This window comes from Streptomyces sp. WAC 04229 (assembly GCF_003947455.1).
Classification (GTDB): Bacteria; Actinomycetota; Actinomycetes; order Streptomycetales; family Streptomycetaceae; genus Streptomyces.
On sequence record NZ_QHJH01000123.1, the window covers coordinates 1 to 20729 of the forward strand.

The 20729-nt window shown below is 72.3% G+C and carries 21 protein-coding genes; 14 read left to right on the forward strand and 7 right to left on the reverse strand.

Annotated features, from left to right (window positions below):
- Positions 1–260 precede the first annotated feature (260 nt).
- The 6 genes from DMH12_RS26555 to DMH12_RS26580 are packed head-to-tail and all read left to right on the forward strand — an operon-like array spanning position 261 to position 6463.
- A complete protein-coding gene (locus DMH12_RS26555; RefSeq protein ID WP_260474352.1) occupies positions 261–1790 on the forward strand; it encodes an ABC transporter substrate-binding protein in 1530 nt (509 codons plus the stop codon).
- A 1-nt stretch (position 1791) separates the two neighbouring features.
- Complete coding sequence (locus DMH12_RS26560; protein ID WP_125493981.1) at positions 1792–2721, forward strand: ABC transporter permease; 930 nt, start codon at positions 1792–1794, stop codon at positions 2719–2721.
- Positions 2722–2735: 14 nt separating this feature from the next.
- On the forward strand, positions 2736–3704 hold the full coding sequence (locus DMH12_RS26565; RefSeq protein WP_185832551.1) for an ABC transporter permease: 969 nt from the start codon (positions 2736–2738) through the stop codon (positions 3702–3704).
- The gene (locus DMH12_RS26570; protein ID WP_125493982.1) at positions 3701–4714 is read left to right on the forward strand and encodes an ABC transporter ATP-binding protein; all 1014 of its coding nucleotides are present in this window, start codon (positions 3701–3703) and stop codon (positions 4712–4714) included. Before DMH12_RS26565 ends, DMH12_RS26570 begins: the two co-directional genes overlap by 4 nt.
- Positions 4707–5750, forward strand: a complete 1044-nt coding sequence (locus tag DMH12_RS26575; protein WP_125493983.1) for an ABC transporter ATP-binding protein — start codon at positions 4707–4709, stop codon at positions 5748–5750. The genes DMH12_RS26570 and DMH12_RS26575 overlap by 8 nt, the downstream gene beginning before the upstream one ends.
- A complete protein-coding gene (locus tag DMH12_RS26580) occupies positions 5741–6463 on the forward strand; it encodes a sulfite exporter TauE/SafE family protein (RefSeq protein WP_125493984.1) in 723 nt (240 codons plus the stop codon). The genes DMH12_RS26575 and DMH12_RS26580 overlap by 10 nt, the downstream gene beginning before the upstream one ends.
- 17 nt (positions 6464–6480) lie before the next feature.
- Here DMH12_RS26580 and DMH12_RS26585 read toward each other — a convergent pair whose 3' ends face one another.
- Both DMH12_RS26585 and DMH12_RS26590 read right to left on the reverse strand, forming a co-directional pair.
- Positions 6481–6825, reverse strand: coding sequence for a hypothetical protein (locus tag DMH12_RS26585; protein ID WP_125493985.1), 345 nt, complete (start codon positions 6823–6825; stop codon positions 6481–6483).
- A gap of 291 nt (positions 6826–7116) precedes the next feature.
- The gene (locus DMH12_RS26590) at positions 7117–7320 is read right to left on the reverse strand and encodes a hypothetical protein (RefSeq protein WP_125493986.1); all 204 of its coding nucleotides are present in this window, start codon (positions 7318–7320) and stop codon (positions 7117–7119) included.
- Between the two features lie 163 nt (positions 7321–7483).
- Between DMH12_RS26590 and DMH12_RS26595 the strand changes: the two genes are divergently transcribed.
- Positions 7484–7930: a nuclear transport factor 2 family protein gene (locus tag DMH12_RS26595; RefSeq protein WP_125493987.1), complete on the forward strand. Its 447-nt coding sequence runs from the start codon at positions 7484–7486 to the stop codon at positions 7928–7930.
- A gap of 109 nt (positions 7931–8039) precedes the next feature.
- Entirely contained in the window at positions 8040–8840 is an 801-nt protein-coding gene (locus tag DMH12_RS26600; protein WP_125493988.1) for an inositol monophosphatase family protein, read from the forward strand.
- Positions 8841–8858: 18 nt separating this feature from the next.
- Here the strand turns inward: DMH12_RS26600 and DMH12_RS26605 are convergent, their stop codons facing one another.
- Complete coding sequence (locus DMH12_RS26605) at positions 8859–9872, reverse strand: LacI family DNA-binding transcriptional regulator (RefSeq protein ID WP_125493989.1); 1014 nt, start codon at positions 9870–9872, stop codon at positions 8859–8861.
- Positions 9873–10129: 257 nt separating this feature from the next.
- Here DMH12_RS26605 and DMH12_RS26610 point away from each other — a divergent pair, with 257 nt between their 5' ends.
- From DMH12_RS26610 to DMH12_RS26625, 4 genes are all read left to right on the forward strand, one after another.
- Positions 10130–11440 carry an ABC transporter substrate-binding protein gene (locus tag DMH12_RS26610; RefSeq protein WP_125493990.1) on the forward strand — a complete coding sequence of 437 codons (1311 nt, stop codon included), beginning with the start codon at positions 10130–10132 and terminating at the stop codon, positions 11438–11440.
- Between the two features lie 96 nt (positions 11441–11536).
- Positions 11537–12478, forward strand: a complete 942-nt coding sequence (locus DMH12_RS26615) for a carbohydrate ABC transporter permease (RefSeq protein WP_260474353.1) — start codon at positions 11537–11539, stop codon at positions 12476–12478.
- A 12-nt stretch (positions 12479–12490) separates the two neighbouring features.
- Positions 12491–13414, forward strand: a complete 924-nt coding sequence (locus DMH12_RS26620) for a carbohydrate ABC transporter permease (RefSeq protein WP_125493992.1) — start codon at positions 12491–12493, stop codon at positions 13412–13414.
- A gap of 40 nt (positions 13415–13454) precedes the next feature.
- A complete protein-coding gene (locus DMH12_RS26625; RefSeq protein ID WP_125493993.1) occupies positions 13455–14894 on the forward strand; it encodes a GH1 family beta-glucosidase in 1440 nt (479 codons plus the stop codon).
- Positions 14895–14963: 69 nt separating this feature from the next.
- Here the strand turns inward: DMH12_RS26625 and DMH12_RS26630 are convergent, their stop codons facing one another.
- Positions 14964–16160: a glycoside hydrolase family 64 protein gene (locus DMH12_RS26630; RefSeq protein WP_125493994.1), complete on the reverse strand. Its 1197-nt coding sequence runs from the start codon at positions 16158–16160 to the stop codon at positions 14964–14966.
- Positions 16161–16378: 218 nt separating this feature from the next.
- Between DMH12_RS26630 and DMH12_RS26635 the strand changes: the two genes are divergently transcribed.
- Complete coding sequence (locus DMH12_RS26635; protein WP_260474354.1) at positions 16379–16648, forward strand: hypothetical protein; 270 nt, start codon at positions 16379–16381, stop codon at positions 16646–16648.
- On the opposite strand, the gene DMH12_RS26640 is transcribed toward DMH12_RS26635, so the two are convergent.
- Genes DMH12_RS26640 through DMH12_RS26650 form a run of 3 tightly spaced genes read right to left on the reverse strand, consistent with a single transcriptional unit; the run spans position 16567 to position 19051 of the window.
- Complete coding sequence (locus tag DMH12_RS26640; RefSeq protein ID WP_125493995.1) at positions 16567–17151, reverse strand: NUDIX hydrolase; 585 nt, start codon at positions 17149–17151, stop codon at positions 16567–16569. The genes DMH12_RS26635 and DMH12_RS26640 overlap by 82 nt on opposite strands.
- Positions 17148–18218 carry a serine hydrolase gene (locus tag DMH12_RS26645; protein ID WP_125493996.1) on the reverse strand — a complete coding sequence of 357 codons (1071 nt, stop codon included), beginning with the start codon at positions 18216–18218 and terminating at the stop codon, positions 17148–17150. The genes DMH12_RS26640 and DMH12_RS26645 overlap by 4 nt, the downstream gene beginning before the upstream one ends.
- On the reverse strand, positions 18215–19051 hold the full coding sequence (locus DMH12_RS26650; protein ID WP_125493997.1) for an IclR family transcriptional regulator: 837 nt from the start codon (positions 19049–19051) through the stop codon (positions 18215–18217). Before DMH12_RS26650 ends, DMH12_RS26645 begins: the two co-directional genes overlap by 4 nt.
- 54 nt (positions 19052–19105) lie before the next feature.
- Here DMH12_RS26650 and DMH12_RS26655 point away from each other — a divergent pair, with 54 nt between their 5' ends.
- Positions 19106–20683 carry an ABC transporter substrate-binding protein gene (locus tag DMH12_RS26655; RefSeq protein ID WP_185832552.1) on the forward strand — a complete coding sequence of 526 codons (1578 nt, stop codon included), beginning with the start codon at positions 19106–19108 and terminating at the stop codon, positions 20681–20683.
- Positions 20684–20729: the final 46 nt, after the last annotated feature.

Sequence of the window (20729 nt, forward strand, 5' to 3'; positions counted from 1 at the left end):
GTCGGGTGGGGTGCCGGGACGCGGGCCGCTCGGAGGATGTCCGATCCTCCGCATGTCTTGACGCTGCCTCGGCACCGGTTTAGCTTCGCGTTCACAGATGCAGACCGAGTACGCAAGTGTAGACAGTCATGGAGGTCCGCCCCACACCCCCGAGTTCGGAACGTGACACATCAGCACTTCCCCGGAGACACGCGACGATGAAGTCCTCCGTTTCATCCACCCGGCGCCCCGCACCGAGGCGGCCCCGCACGAAGAGCGCGATGCTGCTGGCCGGCGTCGTGCTCCTGTCCAGCGGGTGCGCCGTGGCAGGCAGCGCGGGCGGCGACACCGGCCGCGCCGACGGCCGCACCCTGCGGGTGGTGCTCACCCAGGAACCGCCGACCCTGGAACCCTGCGAGGCATCACTGACCGGCACCGGCGTGGTGGTCCGGTCCAACATCACCGAACCGCTGGTGGAGCGGGACCCCACCTCCGGTGAGCTGAACCCCCTGCTGGCGACCGGCTGGAAGCAGACCGCCCCCCGCACCTGGACCTTCGACATCCGCTCCGGGGTGACCTTCCAGAACGGCGCGCCCTTCACCGCCGAGGACGCCGCCTTCTCCATCGACCGGGCGGTCAACTCCGACCTCGCCTGCAACGTCGAGGGCTACGTCTTCGGCGACGACGACCTCGAAGTGGACGCGGTGAACGACAGCAGACTGACCGTCACCACCGAACGGCCGGACCCGATCCTCCCGCTGCGCCTCAGCTTCGTGGAGGTGGTGCCCCGCACGACCGACCCGAAGGCCAAGGTCCGCGTCCCGGTCGGCACCGGCCCCTACGCGGTGACGTCCTGGAAGCCCGGGGCGGCCATCTCCCTCGACCGCAACGACCGCTACTGGGGCGAGGCCCCCGCCTTCGCACGGGCCCGCTACGTCTGGCGCAGCGACGCCAGTGTCCGCGCCGCCATGATCGACAAGGGCGAGGCGGAGATCGCCGTCGCACTCGACCCGATGGAGGCGGAGAAGGACACGACGGCCGCCTACCCCAACAACGAGACGACCGCGCTGCGGCTGGACGGCCGCGAGGCCCCGCTCGACGACATCCGGGTGCGCCGGGCCATCGACCTGGCCGTGGACCGCGAGGGCATCGTCGACGCGCTCCTCGGCGGACTCGCCGAACCGGCCGGCCAACTCGTGCCGCCCGGCGTGGTGGGTCACAACGACGCGATCGAACCGACCCGGCAGAACGTCACCGAGGCCCGCGCCCTGGTCCGCGAGGCGGCGGCCGACGGAGTGCCCACCGGCCGCCGGATCACCCTGGTCGCCCGCAACGGCATGTTCTCAGGGGTGTCGGAGACGGCCGAGGCCCTCCAGTACCAGATGCAGCAGATCGGGCTGAACGTGAAGGTGCGCATGGCCGACACCGCAACCCACCTCCAGTACCAGCTCCGCCCGCTGCCCGAGGACGTCGGCCCCATCGCCCTGCTGATCATGCACGGCAACCAGGCCGGTGACGCGGGCTTCACCACCAGCCAGTACCTGCTCGCCGACGGCCCTCAGTCCACGTTCGGCACCGAGGCGCTGGACGAACGCGTCGCCGACGCGGGCGCCCTGTCCGGCGGCGCACGGCAGAAGGCCTTCGCCGGCCTGCTCGCCGAGCAGAACGAGAGCGTCGTCCAGTACGCCCATCTCGCCCACATGAGCGGCCTGCTCGGCCTGTCCCGGTCGATCCGCTACCGACCCGACTCCGCCACCGGAGACGAACTGCGGCTGGCCGAGGTCCACCCGGCCGAGGGGGCGAAGCACTGACATGATCCCGTTCCTGCGCAAACGCATCCTCTCCAGCGCCGTCCCCCTGGTCTGCGTCGTCCTCGGCGTGTTCTTCCTGGCCCGGATGACCGGCAACCCCGTCGACCTCTACCTCCCCCTGAGCGCCACCCCCGAGCAGCGCGCGGAGTTCTCCGCCGCGCAGGGCTTCGACCTGTCCATCCCCACGCAGCTGTGGAACTACCTCGTGGACGCCGCCCACTTCGACTTCGGCACCTCCCTGCGGACGGGGCAGCCGGCCGGCTCGATGGTGCTCGACGCCTTCCCCGTCACCCTGCAACTCGCCGGCGTCACCATGCTGCTGGCCCTCACCGGAGCCGTCCTGGTCGGTAGCCTCGCGGCCTACCGCCCCAACTCCCTGATCGACAGGATCGCCAGCCTGCTGTCCATGACGGCCGCCAGCATCCCCGACTTCTGGTTCGCCATCATGGGCGTCCTGGTCTTCGGCGTGAGCCTCGGCCTGCTCCCGACCTCCGGCACGCTCGGCGGCCCCGAGATCTGGGTGCTGCCCATCGCGACCCTGCTCATCCGCCCCTTCGGCGTCCTGGTCCAGGTGGTCCGCGGCAGCATGGTCACCGCACTGTCCGCGCCCTACGTCAAGATCGCCCGGGGCAAGGGCGCCACCCCCCGGCGCGTCGTCTTCGGCCACGCCCTGCGCAACGCCGTGACGCCGGTCCTGACCGTGGCCGGCGACCTGGCGGTGGGCCTGGTCAACGGCGCGGTCGTCGTCGAGACGATCTTCGGCTGGCCCGGAATCGGCAAGCTCATGATCGACTCCATCCTCCAGCGCGACTTCGCGGTCCTCCAGGCGGCCGTGCTGATGACCGCCGTGACGATCTTCGTGCTGAACATCCTCGTCGACGTCTGCCACGCGCTGACCGACCCCCGAGTGCGTCAGGCGGTGCCGGCGTGAGCGAAGGAAGCACCATGACCCAGGCAGAGACCGACGCCTCGGGCGTCACCGACGAGACACCCCCGGCCCGCGACCACCGCCCCAGCCGCTGGCGGATGCTGGGCCGGGACCGGGCCGCGGCCGTCGGCGCCGTCGTCCTCACCCTGGTCGCCCTCGTGGCCCTCTTCGGCCGGCTGCTCATCGGCGACCGCGCCCAGCGTCAGGACCTCGACGCCTCACTGCGGCCACCGTCCCTGAGCGACGGCGTGTACGGGCTGCTCGGCACCGACGTCCTCGGCCGCAGCATGGTGGCCCGGCTGATCGAGGCCGCGGCGACCACCCTGTCCGTCGCCGTCCCCGCGGTCCTGTGCTCCCTCGCGATCGGCTCCGCCCTCGGACTGTGGGCCGGCTACCACGGCGGGCGCCGCGAGAGCGTCGCCATGCGGGTCGCCGACGTGATCCTCAGCTTCCCCTCCCTGCTGATCGCGGTGGTGGTGCTGTACGTCTTCTCGCCCAGCGCGCTCAACCTCGTGCTGATCCTGGCCGTGACCCGCATCCCGGTGTACCTGCGCACCGCGCGGGCGGAGGCGGCGGAACTGCGCAGCCGGCTGTTCGTCGACGCCGCCCGGACCTTCGGCACCCCCAGCCACCTGATCATCTACCGGCACGTCCTGCCGATCGCCCTGCCCACGCTGCTGACCGTGGCCACGCTCGACTTCTGCTTCGTGATGCTCACGGAGTCGTCGCTGAGTTTCCTCGGCATCGGGATCCAGCCCCCGGACGTCAGTTGGGGCCTCATGGTGGCCCAGGGCCGGCAGTACCTCCAGACCGCCTGGTGGATCACCGTGCTGCCCGGCCTCGCCATCGTCCTGACGACCGTCTCCGCGACGGTGCTCGCCGCCTGGGCCCGCATCGCCACCGACCCGGCCCAGCGCTGGCGGCTGACGCTGCCCAGGAAGCGCCGCCCCGTCCAGGCCCCCGTACCGCCGGAGATGATCCCGTGACGACCACCGCCAGTGCCGCACCGACCGGCACCCGTACCCCCGCCCTCGACGTCGAGGACCTGTGCGTGGACCTGACCACGCCCACGGGAACCGTACGGGCCGTCGACGGGGTCAGCTTCAGCGTCCACCGCGGCCGCACCCTGGCCCTGCTGGGCGAGTCCGGCTGCGGCAAGTCCATGACCGCCCTCTCCGTCGTCGGACTGCTGGACCCGGCGGCGGAGGTGACCGGCGGCGCCGTACGCGTCCGGGGCGACGACACGCTCCGGATGAGCCCCGCGGAACGCCGCAGGCTGGCCGGCCCCGTCCTCTCCATCGTCTTCCAGGACGCCCTCACCGCCCTCAATCCGGTACAGCCCGTGGGTCGTCAGATCGGCGAACCCTTCCGCATCCACCAGAAACTCTCCCGCCGCCAGGCGCGGGAGAAGGCGATCGAGCTGATGACCCGGGTGGGCATCCCCGAACCGAGGGAGCGGGCCCGGTCCTACCCCCACCAGTTCTCCGGCGGCATGCGGCAGCGGCTGCTCATCGCGATGGCCGTCGCCCTCGCGCCCGACGTGCTCATCGCCGACGAACCCACCACGGCCCTCGACGTGACCGTGCAGGCCCAGATCATGCGGCTGCTGCGCGACCTCCAGGACGAACGGGACATGGCCGTCGTCCTGATCACCCACGACCTCGCCGTGGTCGCCCAGCGCGCCGACGACGTGGTCGTGATGTACGCGGGCACGGTCGTGGAGAACGGACCCGTGCGCGACGTCTTCTCCGCACCCCGCCACCCCTACACGAGGGGCCTGCTCGACTCGGTGCCCGAGGACAGTGTGCGGGGACGCCCGTTGCCCGCCGTCCCCGGCAGCCCGCCCGAGCTGAGCGCGGTGCCCTCCGGCTGCGTCTTCCAGGCCCGCTGCCCGCTGGTACGGGAGCGCTGCGTCCGGGAACGGCCGTCCCTGCGCCCGTCCGGCGAAGGCCGTGCGGCCGCCTGCCACTTCTCCGAGGAGCTCGACCGTGCCTGACTCCCGCGCCACCACCGCCGCCCCCGGGCCCGGCCCGCAGGAGGACGCGCCGCTGCTGGAGGTACGAGGGGTCACCAAGACCTTCGGCAGCGGACGGCGCCGGCTGACCGCCCTGGACGGGGTGGACGTACGGGTCGGCCGGGGCCAGACCCTCGGACTCGTCGGCGAGTCGGGGTGCGGCAAGTCCACCCTGGCCAGGGTGCTGCTCGGACTGGAGCGTCCGGACGCGGGCACCGTACGGTTCGACGGCACCGACCCCTTCGCCCTGCGCGGCAGGGAACTGCTGGCCTGGCGGCGCCGGGTGCAGATGGTCTTCCAGGACCCGTTCGCCTCCCTCAACGCGCGCATGTCGGCGGCCGACCTGATCGGCGAACCCTGGCGCACCCACCGGGACGTCGTGCCGGACGCCAAGGCCCGCGAGCGGCGGATCCGCGAACTGCTCTCCCTGGTCGGACTGCGGCCGAGCGACGCGCACCGCTATCCCAACGAGTTCTCCGGGGGACAGCGTCAGCGCATCGGCATCGCACGCGCGCTGGCCCTGGACCCCGACCTCATCGTGTGCGACGAACCCGTCTCCGCGCTCGACCTGTCGGTGCAGGCGCAGGTCCTGAACGTACTGTCCGACCTGCGGACCCGCCTCGGCGTCACCTACGTGTTCATCTCCCACGACCTCTCCGTGGTGCGCTACATCTCCGACCGGGTGTCGGTGATGTACCTGGGCAAGGTCGTCGAACACGGGGACACGGACGACGTCTTCGAGAACCCCCAGCACCCCTACACGGCCGCGCTGATGTCGGCGGCACCCGTCCTCGACCCCGGCCGCGACGCCCGCCGCCGGGAGATCCAGCTCCAGGGCGAGATCCCCTCGCCCTTCGACATCCCCTCCGGCTGCCGCTTCCGCACCCGGTGCGGGCGGGCCGAGGACCGGTGCGCGACCGAGGCCCCACCCGTCGTGGCCCGGGGCACGGCCGACGGGGGCGAACCCCACACGGCCCTGTGCCACTTCCCCCTGGAGGCGGCGACGACGTGGGCCTGACCGGCCCGGAGTTCGCCCTGCTCTCGGTCACGGTGGGGCTCGGCGCCCTGCTCCAGGTCTCGGTCGGCTTCGGCCTCGGCATGATCGCCGCACCGGTCTTCGCCCTCGTGGACCCGGCGCTCGCCCCCACGGCGGTCCTGCTGCTCGCCACCGGAGTCACCGCCGCGGTGCTCGTGCGCGAGCGCGGCCGGGCCGACCTGCGCGGCTGCGGCTGGGCACTGGCCGGCCGGCTGCCCGGTGTCCTGGCCGGCGCCCTGCTCGTGATGGTCCTCCCCGCCCGCCACCTGGCCCTGCTCGTCGCCGCGGTGGTCCTCGCCGGCGCCACGGTGAGCGTGGCGGGCTACGTGCCGCGGCAACGACGCTCCTCGGTGGTCCTCGCCGGGATGGCCTCGGGCCTGATGGGCACGGCGACCTCCATCGGCGGGCCGCCCATGGCGATGGTGTGGCAGCGGCTCGGCGGAGCGGAACTGCGCGCCACGATGAGCGCGTTCTTCCTCGCCGGTTCCCTGATGAGCCTCGCCGCGCTGACGGCGGCCGGCGCGGTCGGCGCACACGCGCTGCGCGGCACCGCCCTGCTCACCCCCGCCGCCGTGGCCGGGGTACTGCTGGCGGGGCCGCTGACCCGGCGGCTGAACGTCCGGCGCACCCGCGCGGCGGCCACGGCACTCGCGGTCGCGGGTGCCGTGGTCCTCGTCCTCCAGCAGTTCGCCTGACCGTCGGGCCGTTTGCGCTACGTGCGCAGCAGTCTCTGGGTGATCTCCCGGTACTGCCTCAGCGCGACCCGGAGTTCCTCCGGAGCCGTGCCGGGGTCCCGGTCCTGCCAGCTGTCGTGCAGGACCCGGCGCCGCTCCGCCAGCGCCTCCGCGAGGCGGGCGACGGCCTCGTCGTAGGCCCCCTCCGCCTCCTCCAGCGCTTCGCGGGGCGTCTCGGCGAAGCTGTTGATCGCCACGCGGAGGCGGGCCAGGACCGCGTCCCGCTCGTCCGGCGGCACGAGCGCGTCCGGTGCCGTGGAGTGGTGCTCGGGACGGCGCGGGGGCTGGTCCGACGGCTGCTGTGCGCGTGTCTGGTCGTACATCGTCGTGTGCCGCTTTCGTGGGTTGCCCGGGTCACCGGATTCCGCGGAGCGGCATGGCTCCGCGCCGTGGATGACGATGGGTGTGTCGGGCATCGGTGGCCGCGGGGGCTCGCATGCTTCACTGCAACCTCCCGCGTCGGATGACTCCCCGGAGGCGGGCGGAGCACGGTTACGGGAACCCTGCCGACGTCCGGCGCCGCCGGGGTCGGCCGGTGGAGCGCGAGGCCGAACCGCTCAATCGCGGCGGAAGGGCGGCGAACGCGCGCATTCGCGGCCCTTCCGGCCGGGACGTCACCCGCCGAGGATGCCCGCGGGCAGCAGCGAACGCGGTGAGGTGGCCGGGTGCCCCACCTCCAGCGTTCCGAGGAGACCGCTCAGGAGCGGAGCGCCGGGCACCCCGGCGGACGGGTCCGGTGCGGGGGCGGCCACGGCGGCGGGGGCCGACACCAGGACAGCGGCGGCCAGGACGGAGACACAGACGAGTTTCTTGATCATGTCCGCCCCAACGAACGGCGGCCCAGGGGGAAACGCACCCCGTAGGCCGACTGGCCCAGTGCCGTTACCCGAGAGGTAATCGACCGCCCCCGTCCCGCCCGGCAGGATCGGACACGTCGGCGGGAACCCCGCCGGTCCGGAACACCGCCGCGAGGAGAACACGATGTCCGTCAAGCACACCGCAGGCGCGGGGGAGCAGGTCACCGAGGCCACCCGGAGCGTCGTGAGCGAGTTCCTGGCCGCGCGCGTGGCGGGGGACACCGGGCGGCTGATCGAGCTGTTCGCCGACGAGGTCGACTGGCGGCTCGCCGAGAACCCCGCCGTCCCCTGGATCCGGCCCCGCTCCACGGGTGCGGAATGTGCGGCGCAGTTCACCGAGTTGATGGAACACACCGTGCCCGAGGACGCGCGGGCCTCGGTCGACACCTTCCTCGTCGACGGCGCGGACGCCGTGCTGATGGGCCATGTGTCGGGGACGGTACGCGCGACGGGACGGAGCTTCGAGGGCCCGTTCGCCCTGCGCCTGACCGTCGAGGACGGCCGGATCACCCGGCACCACCTCTACGAGAACAGCCTGTCGATCGCCGAAGCGTGCACCCCGGCCGGCTGAGGGTCCGGAGAACCGGCCCGAGGGCGAGACATCCCGCAGCAGCGCGCGCCCCAGCCGACGCCACTCGGCGCGCGGTGCCGTCGCGGCCCGCCCCGATAGTCTGCGCGACGTGATCGACTCATACGAAGGATCCGACGATGCCGCCGTCGCGACAGCGGGGGCGCGGGCCGGCGCGTACGTGGTCCGCAACCTGTACGGCCGACGCCTCAACCGCATCGACAAGGGCGCCGGAGACTTCGCCACCGAAGCCGACGTGGAGGCCGAGAAGGCGATCCTCGGCGTGATCCGTGCCCGACGGCCCGGCGACGCGGTGCTCGGAGAGGAAGGCGGGCTGCGGGGCGGCGCCGACGCGGTGCGCCAGTGGCTGGTGGACCCCCTGTGCGGCACGCTGAACTACGCCGTCGGCACCATGCTGGTGGCCGTCAACGTGGCCCTGCGCGACGGGGCGGCAGCGGTGGCCGACCCGTTCAGCGGCGAGGTCTTCTTCACCGACGGGGAGACCGCCCTGGTGCGGCGCGACGGGGCCGACGACGCACCGCTGACGCCCACGTCCGCGAGCCGGCTGGTGGACGTCAACCTGGATCCGCCGTTTCCGAGCGCGCCGGGGTTCCGGGCCGTGGATCTGCTGGCCCACCCCGAGTTCGTCGGCCGCTTCCGGCCGCGCGTCGTCTCCTCGACCCTGGCGCTGGCCTGGGTCGCGGCGGGCAGGCGCGCCGCCTACGTCACCGATGGCGGCGATCTCTCCCGGAGCGTGCACTTCGCGGCGGGCATCGCCCTGTGCCGCGCCGCCGGCTGCACCGTCACCGGGATCGACGGCGCCCCGATCGGTGAAGCGGGCCGCGGGCTCGTGGTCGCCGCGGACGCCGGGACCCACGAACTGCTGATGTCGATGACCCGCGGCCGAGGTTAGGACGACTCGCGCACCAGGTCAGGACGACTCGCGCACCACCAGCTCCGTCGGAAGCGTCAACTGCTGCCGTGGCGCGCCGTGCCGGGTGATGCCGGTGAGGATGCGGGCCATGGTCCGCCCCAGCTCCTCCACCGGCTGGCGCACCGTCGTGAGCGGTGGGTCCGTGTGCCGGGCGAGGACGGAGTCCTCGAATCCGACCACGGCGACATCGCCGGGCACCCGCCGCCTGTGCCGGCGGAGTTCGGCCAGGGCGCCGACCGCCATGAGGTCCGAGGCCGCGAAGACGGCGTCCAGGCCGGGAGCGCGTTCAAGAAGCAAACGCATCGCGCGCGCCCCGCCCTCCTCGGTGAAGTCGCCCGCCTCCACCAGGGCTTCCGCGGCGGGCGCCCCCGCCTCCAGGTGCGCGTCCCGCCAGCCCGCGAGCCGGCTGCGGCCGACGTCCATGTCCAGCGGCCCGGTGATGGTCGCGATCCGCTCCCGTCCGCCGCTCAGCAGGTGCCGTACCGCCGCGGCGGCCCCGCCGGCGTTGTCCGCGTTCACGTAGCTCAGCCGCTCGCCGGCGTCGCGGCGGCCGGCCAGGACGGTGGGCAGGCCCATCTCCTCCAGCATGCCGGGGAGCCGGTCCTCGGAGTGCACCGAGACCAGGAGGACGCCGTCGACCCGGCGGGCCGCGACCGACTCGGTCAGCTGGTCCCGCTCCGCCTGGTCGCGGACGAGCATCAGCTGGAGCTGGGTCCGGCTCTCGGCGAGGGCCCCGCTGACGCCGCGGATCAGCGCGGCGAAGAACGGCTCCGAGCCGAGTCTGCTCTCGGACTCCGGGATCACCAGGGCCACGGCGTCGGTGCGGTTGGTGACGAGCCCGCGGGCCACCGAGTTGGGAACGTAGTTCAGTTCCTTGATCGCCGCGAGGACCCTGGCGCGGGCGTCGGCACTGACCAGCTCCGAGCCGTTGACGACGCGGGAGACGGTGGTGCGGCCCACGCCGGCGCGGGCGGCGACCGTTTTGATCGTGGGACGGCGGTTGCCGGTCATGCTCTCCCCCCTCGGCGGCCGCGGCGGACGTGCCGGCCGCGGAGGTGACCTGCGGCAATTCTTGCAGACCCGGTCGCCGTCGGCGCACCCCCCTGCGGCCGAGAGGCCCGTTACCGGACCGGGACGGAGAGCGAGTTGCTTTCAAGTCATTGACATATGGGCGCGCTCCCACGAGTCTTCGATGCGCCGGTGGGAACGTGCCCAACAAAATTTGGGTACGTTCCCACCTTGTCTGAGCCGTCGCTAGGAGGAGATCCATGGGCACTCTCGGTTCGTTGCGCGGGAAGGCGGTGGCGGCGGCCGCGGCCGCCGGCGCGCTGGCACTCGTCGTCGGATGCAGCAGCGGCGACGACTCGGTCACCGGTGGCGGTGAGAAGGACGGCAAGACCGTCATCACCATGGGCCTGTACGGGGTGATGGGCATCAAGGAGACGGGCCTCCTGGAGCAGTACGAGAAGGAGAATCCGGACGTCGACATCAAGGCCGAGATCGCCGGCGACGAGCAGACGTACTACACCGCCCTCCAGACCAGGCTCGCCGCCGGCAAGGGGCTGAAGGACATCCAGGGCATCGAGATCGGCCGGGCCAAGGAGATCACCGAGACCCAGGCGGACAAGTTCGCGGACTTCTCCGGCACTTCGGGCACCGAGCACTTCCTGCCGTGGAAGGAGTCCCAGATCAGCACCGGGGACGGCAAGGTGCTGGGGCTGGGCACGGACATCGGCCCGATGGCCGTCTGCTACCGCAAGGACTACTTCGAGCAGGCGGGCCTGCCCACCGATCGCGAGGAGGTCGCCAAGCTGTGGGAGGGCGACTGGACGAAGTACGTCGAGGTCGGCCGCGACTTCAAGAAGGGCTTCAAGGACGACGGCGTCGCGTACATGGACGCGGCCAGCGGCCTGTTCAACGCCATGGTCTACGGCTACCCCGAGCAGTACTACGACGACAAGGGCGAGCTGATCTACGACACGAACCCGGCCGTCAAGGAGGCGTGGGGCCTGGCCGCCGATGCGGCGGAGGACGGGCTGACGGCCAAGCTCCGTCAGTTCCAGCCGGGTTGGGACCCCGGTCTGGCCAACGGCACGTTCGCCACGGCGGTCTGCCCGGCGTGGATGCTGAGCCACATCAGCGAGAAGGCCGGCGCGGCGAACAAGGGCAAGTGGGACGTGGCCAAGGCCCCCAAGGGCGCGAACTGGGGCGGGTCCTTCCTCGGCGTGGTCGAGCAGAGCCCGGTGAAGGAGGAGGCGAAGAAGCTCGTCGCCTGGCTGACCGCGCCGGAGCAGCAGGCCCACATCTTCAAGGAGATCGGCAACATCCCGTCCTCGCGCACGGCGCTGGAGAGCGTCGACGTGAAGAACGCCGAGTCCGAGTACTTCAGCGGCGCCCCGATCGGCCGGATCTTCGGTGCCGCCGCCCAGGAGATCCCGGACAAGCAGGTCCTGGGCCGCAAGGACGGCACGATCAAGGACACCTTCTCCCAGGGCCTCACCCTGATCGAGCAGCAGGGCACCGCCCGTGACGAGGCGTGGAAGACCACCGCGGAGCGCATCGAGAAGGCGGTCGGCTGACCTTCCGCCCCGCCCCGCGGCCGTCCGGGCCCGCCCGCGTCACTCCGGCGGGCCCGGCGCACGGTCGCACACATCCGAACTCAGGAAGGAATCCCGGTGGCCACCTCCACCACCAAGGCCCCGGCGCGGCGCGGCGCGCTCCTGCACCGGCTGGACATCAAGGGCGCCCCGTACGTCTTCGTCGCGCCGTTCTTCGTGATCTTCGCCGCGTTCAGCTTCTATCCGCTGATCTACACCTCGTGGATCTCGCTGCACGACGTGGAACTCGCCACCCTCGACGTGATGGAGTGGGTGGCGTTCGACAACTACGTGGAGCTGTGGGGCGATTCCAGGTTCTGGAACGCGCTCCAGAACACCATCACCATCGGCGTGATCTCCACGGTGCCGCAGCTGCTCATGGCGCTCGGCATGGCGCATCTGCTCAACTACCGCATGCGCGCCTCGCTGTTCTTCCGGGTCGCCTCGCTCGTCCCCTACGCCACCTCGGTCGCGGCGGCCGCCCTCGTCTTCACCATGATCTTCGAGCGCGACTTCGGCATGATCAACTGGGCGCTGGGCTCGGTCGGCATCGACCCGGTGGACTGGGAGGCCGACAAGTGGCCCGCCCAGGTCGCGATCTCCACCATCGTGATCTGGCGCTGGACCGGCTACAACGCGCTGCTCTACCTGGCCGCCATGCAGGCCATCCCCGCCGACCGGTACGAGGCGGCCTCGCTCGACGGGGCCTCGCGCTGGCAGCAGTTCACCCACGTCACCGTGCCCGGGATCCGCTCCACCATCGTCTTCACCATCGTGCTCTCCACGATCGGCGCCACCCAGCTGTTCGGTGAGCCGCTCATCTTCGGGCAGGGGCCCAACGGGGTCACCGGCGGCGCGGACAACCAGTACCAGACGCTGGGCCTCCTGCTGTACGAGGAGGGCTGGAAGAACTACCAGATGGGCCGCTCGGCGACCGTCGCCTGGGCGATGTTCCTGCTGCTCGTCCTCGTCTTCGTCGTGCAGCGCCTGACCAAGCGCCTGCGCTCCCGTACGTCCTGACCTGGAGTCGCCATGACCACACAGAGCCTCCCGGCCCGGACGGACAGCCCGGACCGCACCCCCGCCGCCCGGACGGGCCGCCCCGGCGGGCGCCGGCTGCTGCGCCAGCGGGCGGGCCGCCAGCATCACGCCGGGCCCCTCGCCTACGTCCTGCTCGCCGTCATGGCGGTGCTGTCGATCTTCCCGCTGTACTGGACGATGGTCGCCGCCTCCACCGACAACACGCGGGTCAGCCAGACGCCGCCGCCGTTCCTGCCCGGCCCGAACCTGTTCAGCAACCTCGCCCGCGCCTGGGACGAGGCGGCGATGGGCAAGGCGATGGTCAACAGCCTGATCGTGGCCGGGGTGATCGCCCTTTCCACGGTCATGTTCGCGACGCTCGCCGGGTTCGCCTTCGCCAAACTGCGGTTCAAGGGGCGCAACGCCCTGCTGATGCTGGTGATCGGCACCATGCTGGTGCCGCCGCAGCTCGGCGTCGTACCGCTGTTCATGATGATGGCCGAGCTCGGCTGGTCGCAGCAGCTGCCCGCCGTCATCTTCCCCACCCTGGTCAGCGCGGTCGGCGTCTTCTTCATGCGGCAGTACCTCTCGGAGGCGCTGCCGGACGAACTCGTCGAGGCCGGACGCGTGGACGGGGCGCACTCGCTGCGGATCTTCTGGAGCATCGTGCTGCCGGTCGCCCGGCCCGCGATGGCGGTCCTGTTCATGATCACGTTCGTGCACGCGTGGAACGACTTCTTCTGGCCGTTCGTGGTCCTCGACATGACCAACCCGACGGTGCCCGTCGCGCTCACCCAGCTCAGCGCCGGCTACGTCCGCGACCAGTCGCTGATCATGGCGGGCGCGCTGCTCGGCACGCTGCCGCTGCTGGTCATGTTCATCGTCTTCGGCCGTCAGATCGTCAGCGGCATCATGGCGGGCGCGGTCAAGGGCTGACCCGCCGCCCCGCGAACACCCCCACCTAGAAAGGACTTACGTGGTCACCGCAGCACACCAGACCGGTTCCGGCCCGGACGCCTCCCGTACCTTCCCCAAGGGCTTCCTCTGGGGTTCCGCCACCGCCTCCTACCAGGTCGAGGGGGCCGCCGCGGAGGACGGCCGCACGCCGTCCATCTGGGACACCTACGCCCGTACCCCCGGCCGCGTCCGCAACGGCGACACCGGTGACGTCGCCACCGACCACTACCACCGCAGCGCCGAGGACGTCGCCCTGATGGCCGAACTCGGCCTGGGCGCCTACCGGTTCTCCCTCGCCTGGCCCCGGATCCAGCCCACCGGGCGCGGTCCGGCCGTGCAGAAGGGCCTGGACTTCTACCGGCGACTCGTCGACGACCTCCTGGACAAGGGCATCGAGCCCGTCGCCACCCTCTACCACTGGGACCTGCCGCAGGAACTGGAGGACGCGGGCGGCTGGCCCGAGCGTGCCACCGTCGAGCGGTTCGCCGAGTACGCCGCGCTCGCCGCGGACGCCCTCGGCGACCGGGTGAAGACCTGGACCACCCTCAACGAACCCTGGTGCAGCGCCTTCCTCGGCTACGGCTCCGGCGTGCACGCCCCCGGCCGCACCGATCCCGTGGCCGCCCTGCGCGCCGCCCACCACCTCAACCTGGGGCACGGTCTGGCCGTCCAGGCGCTGCGCGACCGCCTCCGCGCCGACGCCCGGTGCTCGGTCACCCTCAACATCCACCACGTCCGCCCGCTCACCGGCACCGAGGGGGACGCCGACGCGGTCCGCCGGATCGACGCCCTCGCCAACCGGGTCTTCACCGGTCCCATGCTGCAGGGCGCCTACCCCGAGGACCTGCTCAAGGACACCGCCGGGCTGACCGACTGGTCCTTCGTCCAGGACGGGGACCTGCGGCGGATCCATCAGCCGCTGGACTTCCTCGGCGTCAACTACTACACGCCCACCGTCGTCTCCGAGACCGACGGCAGCGGCACCCACAGCTCCGACGGGCACGGCAACAGCTCCCACAGCCCCTGGCCGGGAGCCGACCGGGTCGCCTTCCACCAGCCGCCCGGCGACCGGACCGCGATGGGCTGGGCCGTCGACCCCACCGGACTGTACGACCTGCTGCGCCGGCTGGCCGCCGACTTCCCGGCACTGCCTCTGGTCATCACCGAGAACGGCGCCGCGTTCGACGACTACGCCGACCCCGCCGGCCAGGTCAACGACCCCGCCCGGATCGCCTACGTGCGGGGCCACCTCGCCGCCGTCCACCAGGCCATCCTGGACGGCGCGGACGTCCGCGGCTACTTCCTCTGGTCGCTGCTGGACAACTTCGAGTGGGCGCACGGCTACAGCAAGCGCTTCGGTGCGGTCTACGTCGACTACCCGACCGGCACCCGCATCCCGAAGGCGAGCGCCCGCTGGTACTCCGAGGTCGCCCGCACCGGCGTCCTGCCCGGCGCCTGACCGCATGCCGCCCCCGCCCTGCCGCGCGAGCGGAGGACGGGGGCGGTTCGGTCCGGGTTCGGGTGGCGGTCAGCCGAGCGGGTCGAGGGTGAGCTGGGCCTGGACCGGATTTCCGTCGTGCACCAGCGACTCGTGGTTGCCGACGTCGTCGAAGGCGAAGGCGTACGCCTTCCCGTCCGCCATCCGGTCGTGGATGATCCGGGCGTAGTGGTTGGTGACGGAGTCTTTGTAGAAGTTCGCCGCCGACGGGTCGGGCTGGTTGGGGTTGCTCAGCAGCGTCGAACGGTTGAACCCGGCGCACAGCGTGCGCGAGATCGGCCCGCGCACCAGGTCGTTGGGGGCGTCCAGGAGCCGGTGGCAGCCGAAGACGCTGGAGGCGTCCGGCTTCTGGAAGCTCGTGACGACGGCGCCCGAGCCGTTGGTGAAGTTCATGACGTTGCCCGAGACCCGCCCGAAGTACTTGGTGTTCGGCTGGTTCCCGAACGGCGTGACGGTGAGCGTGCTCGTCGCGTACTTCTGCCAGACCCGGTTGATGTAGTCGTTCAGCACCGACGCGGGCAGCGCCCCGGTCTCCAGCCCGTACAGCGGCGACAGCGCCCGCAGCACGGTGCCGTCGGGCCGGGTCTGGATCAGTCCGCCCCAGCCGGGCTGCGCCCGCAGCGCGTTGAACACCGCGTTGTAGCCGCCGGCCTCGAGCTTCCCGGCACTGGTCACACTCCCGTCGCCGCGCTGCACGCCGACCGTGTAGGGCGCGGAGAACATGTCGACCTGGGTGCTGTTGAGCCACAGCCCGGCGTCGTTGAGCGTGTACTCGGACCAGTTGAAGAGGATGTTGCGGTTCGGGTCGCTCGGGTTCTGCACCGCCGGCTGCACCAGACCGCCCGTGGTCAGCCGGAAGTCGAGCTTCTGGCCGTACGAGAAGTAGATGCGCCCCGACAGCTTGGGGATCCGGATCGTCTTGGTCTGTCCGGCGGCCGGTCCTGGGATGGACGCGTCCGGTGCGGGGGTGGGCGGATTGCCGCCGGCGGGCCAGGCGTGGAAGGAGCCGTTGGCATCGGCCCAGCCCTGCTGACCGGTCGTCAGCGAGGTGCCGAGGTTGTAGATGTGCACGGCTTCGCCGCGGCTGGAGTTGTTGGTGATCTTCAGGGGGATGGTGGCGGGCACCGCGGCGTCCGCGGGTGCCGAGGCGCCGAACGTGAGCAGGGTGCCGGCCAGGCCCGCTGCCGTGGCCACGGCGAGCAGACGGCGTCCGAGTCTTGAGAGCACTCTCCACCTCCGTGCGGGTGTGGGGGAATTGGTCCGTACCGATTCTGAGAGCGCTCTCAGCGTTGCGCCGGGGCGCGTGCATGTCAATGCGCGGGGCGGGATGCCGCGAAGTCGCGCGGCTCGGTGGGGAGGGGACGCGGCGGGCACCGGCCGTGGCGCATGGGTGGCCGCCGGGGCATGGACACAGCGACCCGCGCCACCCGCACACAGCCCGCGCGGTGCCGGTGGAGCCGGGGAGGATCGAGGAGTACGTGCTGCGGATCCACCCCTTCGCGGCGACGGTCCTGCCGGGCCGCAAGCTGGTCGTGGAGCTGTCCAACGACGAACCCCTGGCCGACGAGCACAACGCGCTACTGCCGCCGGACGCCTTCCACCTGCCGGTGGGCCGCCCCGCCACCCACAAGATCTACCGCGACGCCGCGCACCCGTCCCGGCTGGTGCTGCCGTTCACGACGCTCCGGGCGGACGGGGAGCCGGCCAGCGCGTAGTGGCGCACCCCGGCGACGCCCCGGTGTTCCGCCTCGGGCCACAGGCAGTCCAGGACCGAGGCGGACGGGGCGAACAGGGCGGACGGGACCGCGTCCCGGGCGAACCACTCCCAGCGTTCGATCTTGTCGGGCTCGGTGACCCGGGGCGTGCCCGAGGCCCGCTCGGTGACGGCCGCCGCCGTCACCCGGGTCAGTCCGGCCAGGCCGTCGACGAACACGGCCAGGGCCCGGACGTCCTGGGCGGCGACCGTGAGTGCGGTCTCCTCCGCCAGTTCCCGGGCGGCGGTCGTCTCGAAGTCCTCGCCGGGGTCCACCTTGCCGCCGGGCAGTTCCCAGCGTCCGTCATGGCCGAGGCCGAGCAGGACCCGTCCGGTGGGGTCGAGGACGGCGAGGCCGACTCCGGTGAGGCTGTGCGAGGCGGGGCGCGCGCGTTCGGGGCGTTCGGCGCCGGGCGCGGGTGCGTGTCCGGGGTGCGGCTTCGGCTCGGGCTCGGCAGGGTTCATCCGGCCATTCCACACGGTGGGGCCGGCCTCGCGCCATCGCGGGGCAGTCCGGCGGCCGCGTCGTGGAACACCCGGCGCAGGGCGACGATCCCGTCCCCGGCCCTGGTGGGGTGCACCCGGTTGGTGAGCAGCAGGGCATAGCGCCCCGTGTCCGGGTCGACCCAGAGGCTGGTGCCGGTGAAGCCCGTGTGGCCGTACGAGGCGGGTCCGAACACGTCTCCGGCGGGGGAGCCGACGGGATCGCGGCCCTGCCAGGCGAGAGCGCGGCGCAGCGCCAAGTGGTCGGTGTGGCCCGCCGTCATGACGGCGAACGTGTCGGGGCGCAGGAGCCCCCGGCCACCGTCGGCCAGTGCGGTGCCGAGACGTTCCATGTCCGCCAGGGTGGAGAACAGGCCCGCGTGGCCGCCGACGCCGCCGAGCACCACCGCGTTCTCGTCGTGGACCTCGCCCACCACGGTGCGCCCGCGCCAGGGGCAGTCCTCGGTGGCGACCGCCCGCGCCCGCCGCCCGGCGTCCGGCCGGAACACGGTGTCCCGCATCCCGGCCGGCGCGCACACCAACTCCTCCACCAGCGCGTCCAGCGGCCGGCCCGTCGCCGCCTCGGCGATCAGACCCAGGACGATGAAGCCCTGCGAGGAGTACTGGACCCGGGTGCCGGGCTCCGCGGTCAGCGGCAGCAGCCGTACCGCCTCCAGCAGGGACGCACGGGTGGGATGGTCGCGGTAGAGCGGCACCTGACCGGGGATCCCCGAGGTGTGCGCCAGAAGTTGACGTACCGTCAGGTCTGCCTTGTCGCCCCCTCGGTAGTCGGGCAGATACGTGCCCACCGTCGCGTCGAGCCCCAGCGCACCGCGTTCGGTCAGGGCCATGACCGCGAGCCCCGCGATCGGTTTCGTCACCGACGCGAGGTCCCACAGGTCGTCGCCGTCCAGCGGCGGCCCGTCCCAGGACCGGGTGCCGGTCCAGCCGCGGTCCAGCGGGCCCTCCGGGTCGCCCACGGACCAGGCGGCCCCCGAGAACACCCGTCGTTCCCGGCCCTCGGCGAGCAGTTCGGCCAGGGTGCTCACGACCGCTCACCCCGCGAGGCGTCGTCCACCACGCCGAGGACCGGCGTGCGCGCGCCGAGCCCGGCCGACACCGCGCGCGCCGCGGCCCGCACCATCGGCCCGAACACCTCCACGCTGTCGGGGTCCAGGGTGAAGGTCAGGCCCAGGATGCCGATCGCGCCCACGGTCCTGCCCTCCGCGTCCAGGACGGGGGCCGCCACCGAGCGCACGTCCGGCTCGTCGTACTCGTCGTCCACGGCGTACCCGCACAGCGCGGCGCGCGCCAGCACCGCCCGGACGGCGGCGGGCTCGGTGGGCGTGCTGGGCGTGCGGGCCTCCAGGCCGCGTACGTCCAGCACGGCGTCGACCTCCTCCGGAGGCAGGGCCGAGAGCATGGCGAGCCCCACGCCGCACGCGTACAGCGGGGAGCGCCGGCCGGGCGCCGTGCTCATCCGGTACTCCCGGGCCGGCTCGGACCCCTCCAGGTACACCGCGTCGGTCGCGTGCCGCGCCGCGTAGAACGCCACGTGTCCGGTGCGCCGCCGCAGGTCGGCGAGGACGGGCCGGGTGAGTTCGAGGACGCGGCTGTCGTTCAGGGCCGCCGCGGCCAGGCCCAGCAGGCGTGGGCCCGGGCGGTAGCTGCCGTTCTCCGCCGCCTCCGCGAAGCCGTACTCCGCCATCGTCCGCAGGTGCCGGTGGACGGTGGGCTTGGTCAGTCCCGTGCGGCGCGCGATCTCGCCCAACCGGTGGGGACCGCCGGGCTGCACGAGCGCGTCGAGGACCTCCATCGCCTTGTCGACGGGGCCCTTCACGAGTTCCTGATCGACCGACCGGGTGTTGACCGCTTTCACCATGTCGCTTAGCTTAACCCAACCGCATTCCATCTGACGGAACGGAGGTGTTGTTCAATGGAACGAATTCATCAGGGGCGCACGATGGACCGCAGCCGTCCCACCCGACGTCACGTCCTGCGGACCGGCGGTCTGCTCCTCGGAGCCCTCGGCGCCCCGGCGCTCCTGACCGCGTGCGGCACGACGGCCGCCGCGGACCGGGCCGGCAACGTCCTGCGGGTCTCCCAGCCGGGGGATCCCAAGACGCTGGACCCGCAGAAGCAGGGCGACATGGTGTCGATGAACGTCCTGATCAACATGTTCGACACGCTCACCACCCGGGGCCGGGACAACCGGCTGCGCCCCAGGCTCGCCCTCTCCTGGAAGGCCACCGACGCGCGCACCTGGCGCTTCACCCTCCGACCCGGCGTGACCTTCCACAACGGTGAGGTGTGCGACGCGCGGGCCGTCGCCTTCAGCATCGAGCGGCTGCTCGACCCCGCCACCAAGTCCCCGATCGTCGAACTGCGCTTCGTCAAGGGTGTCACCGTGGTCGACCGCCTCACCGTGGACTTCCACACCACCGTGCACGACCCGATCCTGCCCGCGAAGCTCTCCCTCTTCGGCGGCGTGGTGGTGCCGCCCCGCCACCTGGCCGAGGTGGGCGACGCCGGGTTCGCCGACCACCCCGTCGGCACCGGCCCCTTCACCTACGTCAGCTGGCAGCGCGACCACGAACTGCGCATGCGCGCCCACGCCGGCCACTGGAACGGACGGCCCGCCGTCGACGGCCTCGTCTTCAGCCCCGCGCCGAACGCCTCCTCCTCCCTTGCCGCCCTGCAGAGCGGAGGCGTCGACCTCGTCGCCGGACTCACCCCGGACGCCGCCCAGCAGTTGGAGGGCTACGGCGGCGTCTCGCTGGACGGCCACACCGGGATCCGCACCGCCTACCTCTCCCTCAACACCCTGGAACACGGCCCGCTCCAGGACCGCCGGGTCCGCCAAGCCCTCAACCACGCGATCGACGTACCCCTGCTGATCAAAGCGGTGCTCGGCGGCAAGGCGACCGAGACACCCGCCCTCGTCCCGCGCGGCGCCTTCGGCTTCGACCCCACCGTCAGGCCCTTCGAGCGGTCCGTCGAGACCGCGCGCGCCCTCCTCGCCGACGCCGGGCACCCGCGCGGCTTCGCCACGACGATCACCGCCTCCAACGTCGACGCCAACGTCGCCGAGGCCCTGTCCGGACTACTGGCCAAGGCGGGGGTGGACGCACGCGTGAACCTCCTCGACCCCGGCACCTACTCGGCACGGCTCACCTCCGACAACCGCGGAGCGCTCGGCCCGGTCTACCTCGCGGCGAGCACCGTCTGGACGATGGACGGCGCGAGCATCGTCCAGTCCAACGTGCGCAGCGACCGACGCCAGAGCCGCTGGCACTCCGCGGAGGCCGACCGCCTCATCGACCTCGAGGAACTCTCCGAGGACCCCGCCGAACGCGAACGGGCCTTCTCCGACCTGCAACGGCTGATGCGCCAGGAGGCGCCCTTCGTCTTCCTCTACCAGATCGACAACATCTACGCCCGCAACGACCGCCCCCGCTGGACACCCGGCTCCGCGGGCGTCCTCGCCATGGAGAGCGCGGAGGTGTCCCGATGAGCGCCCCCACCCTCGACAAACCACCCGCCCCCGCGGAGACCACACC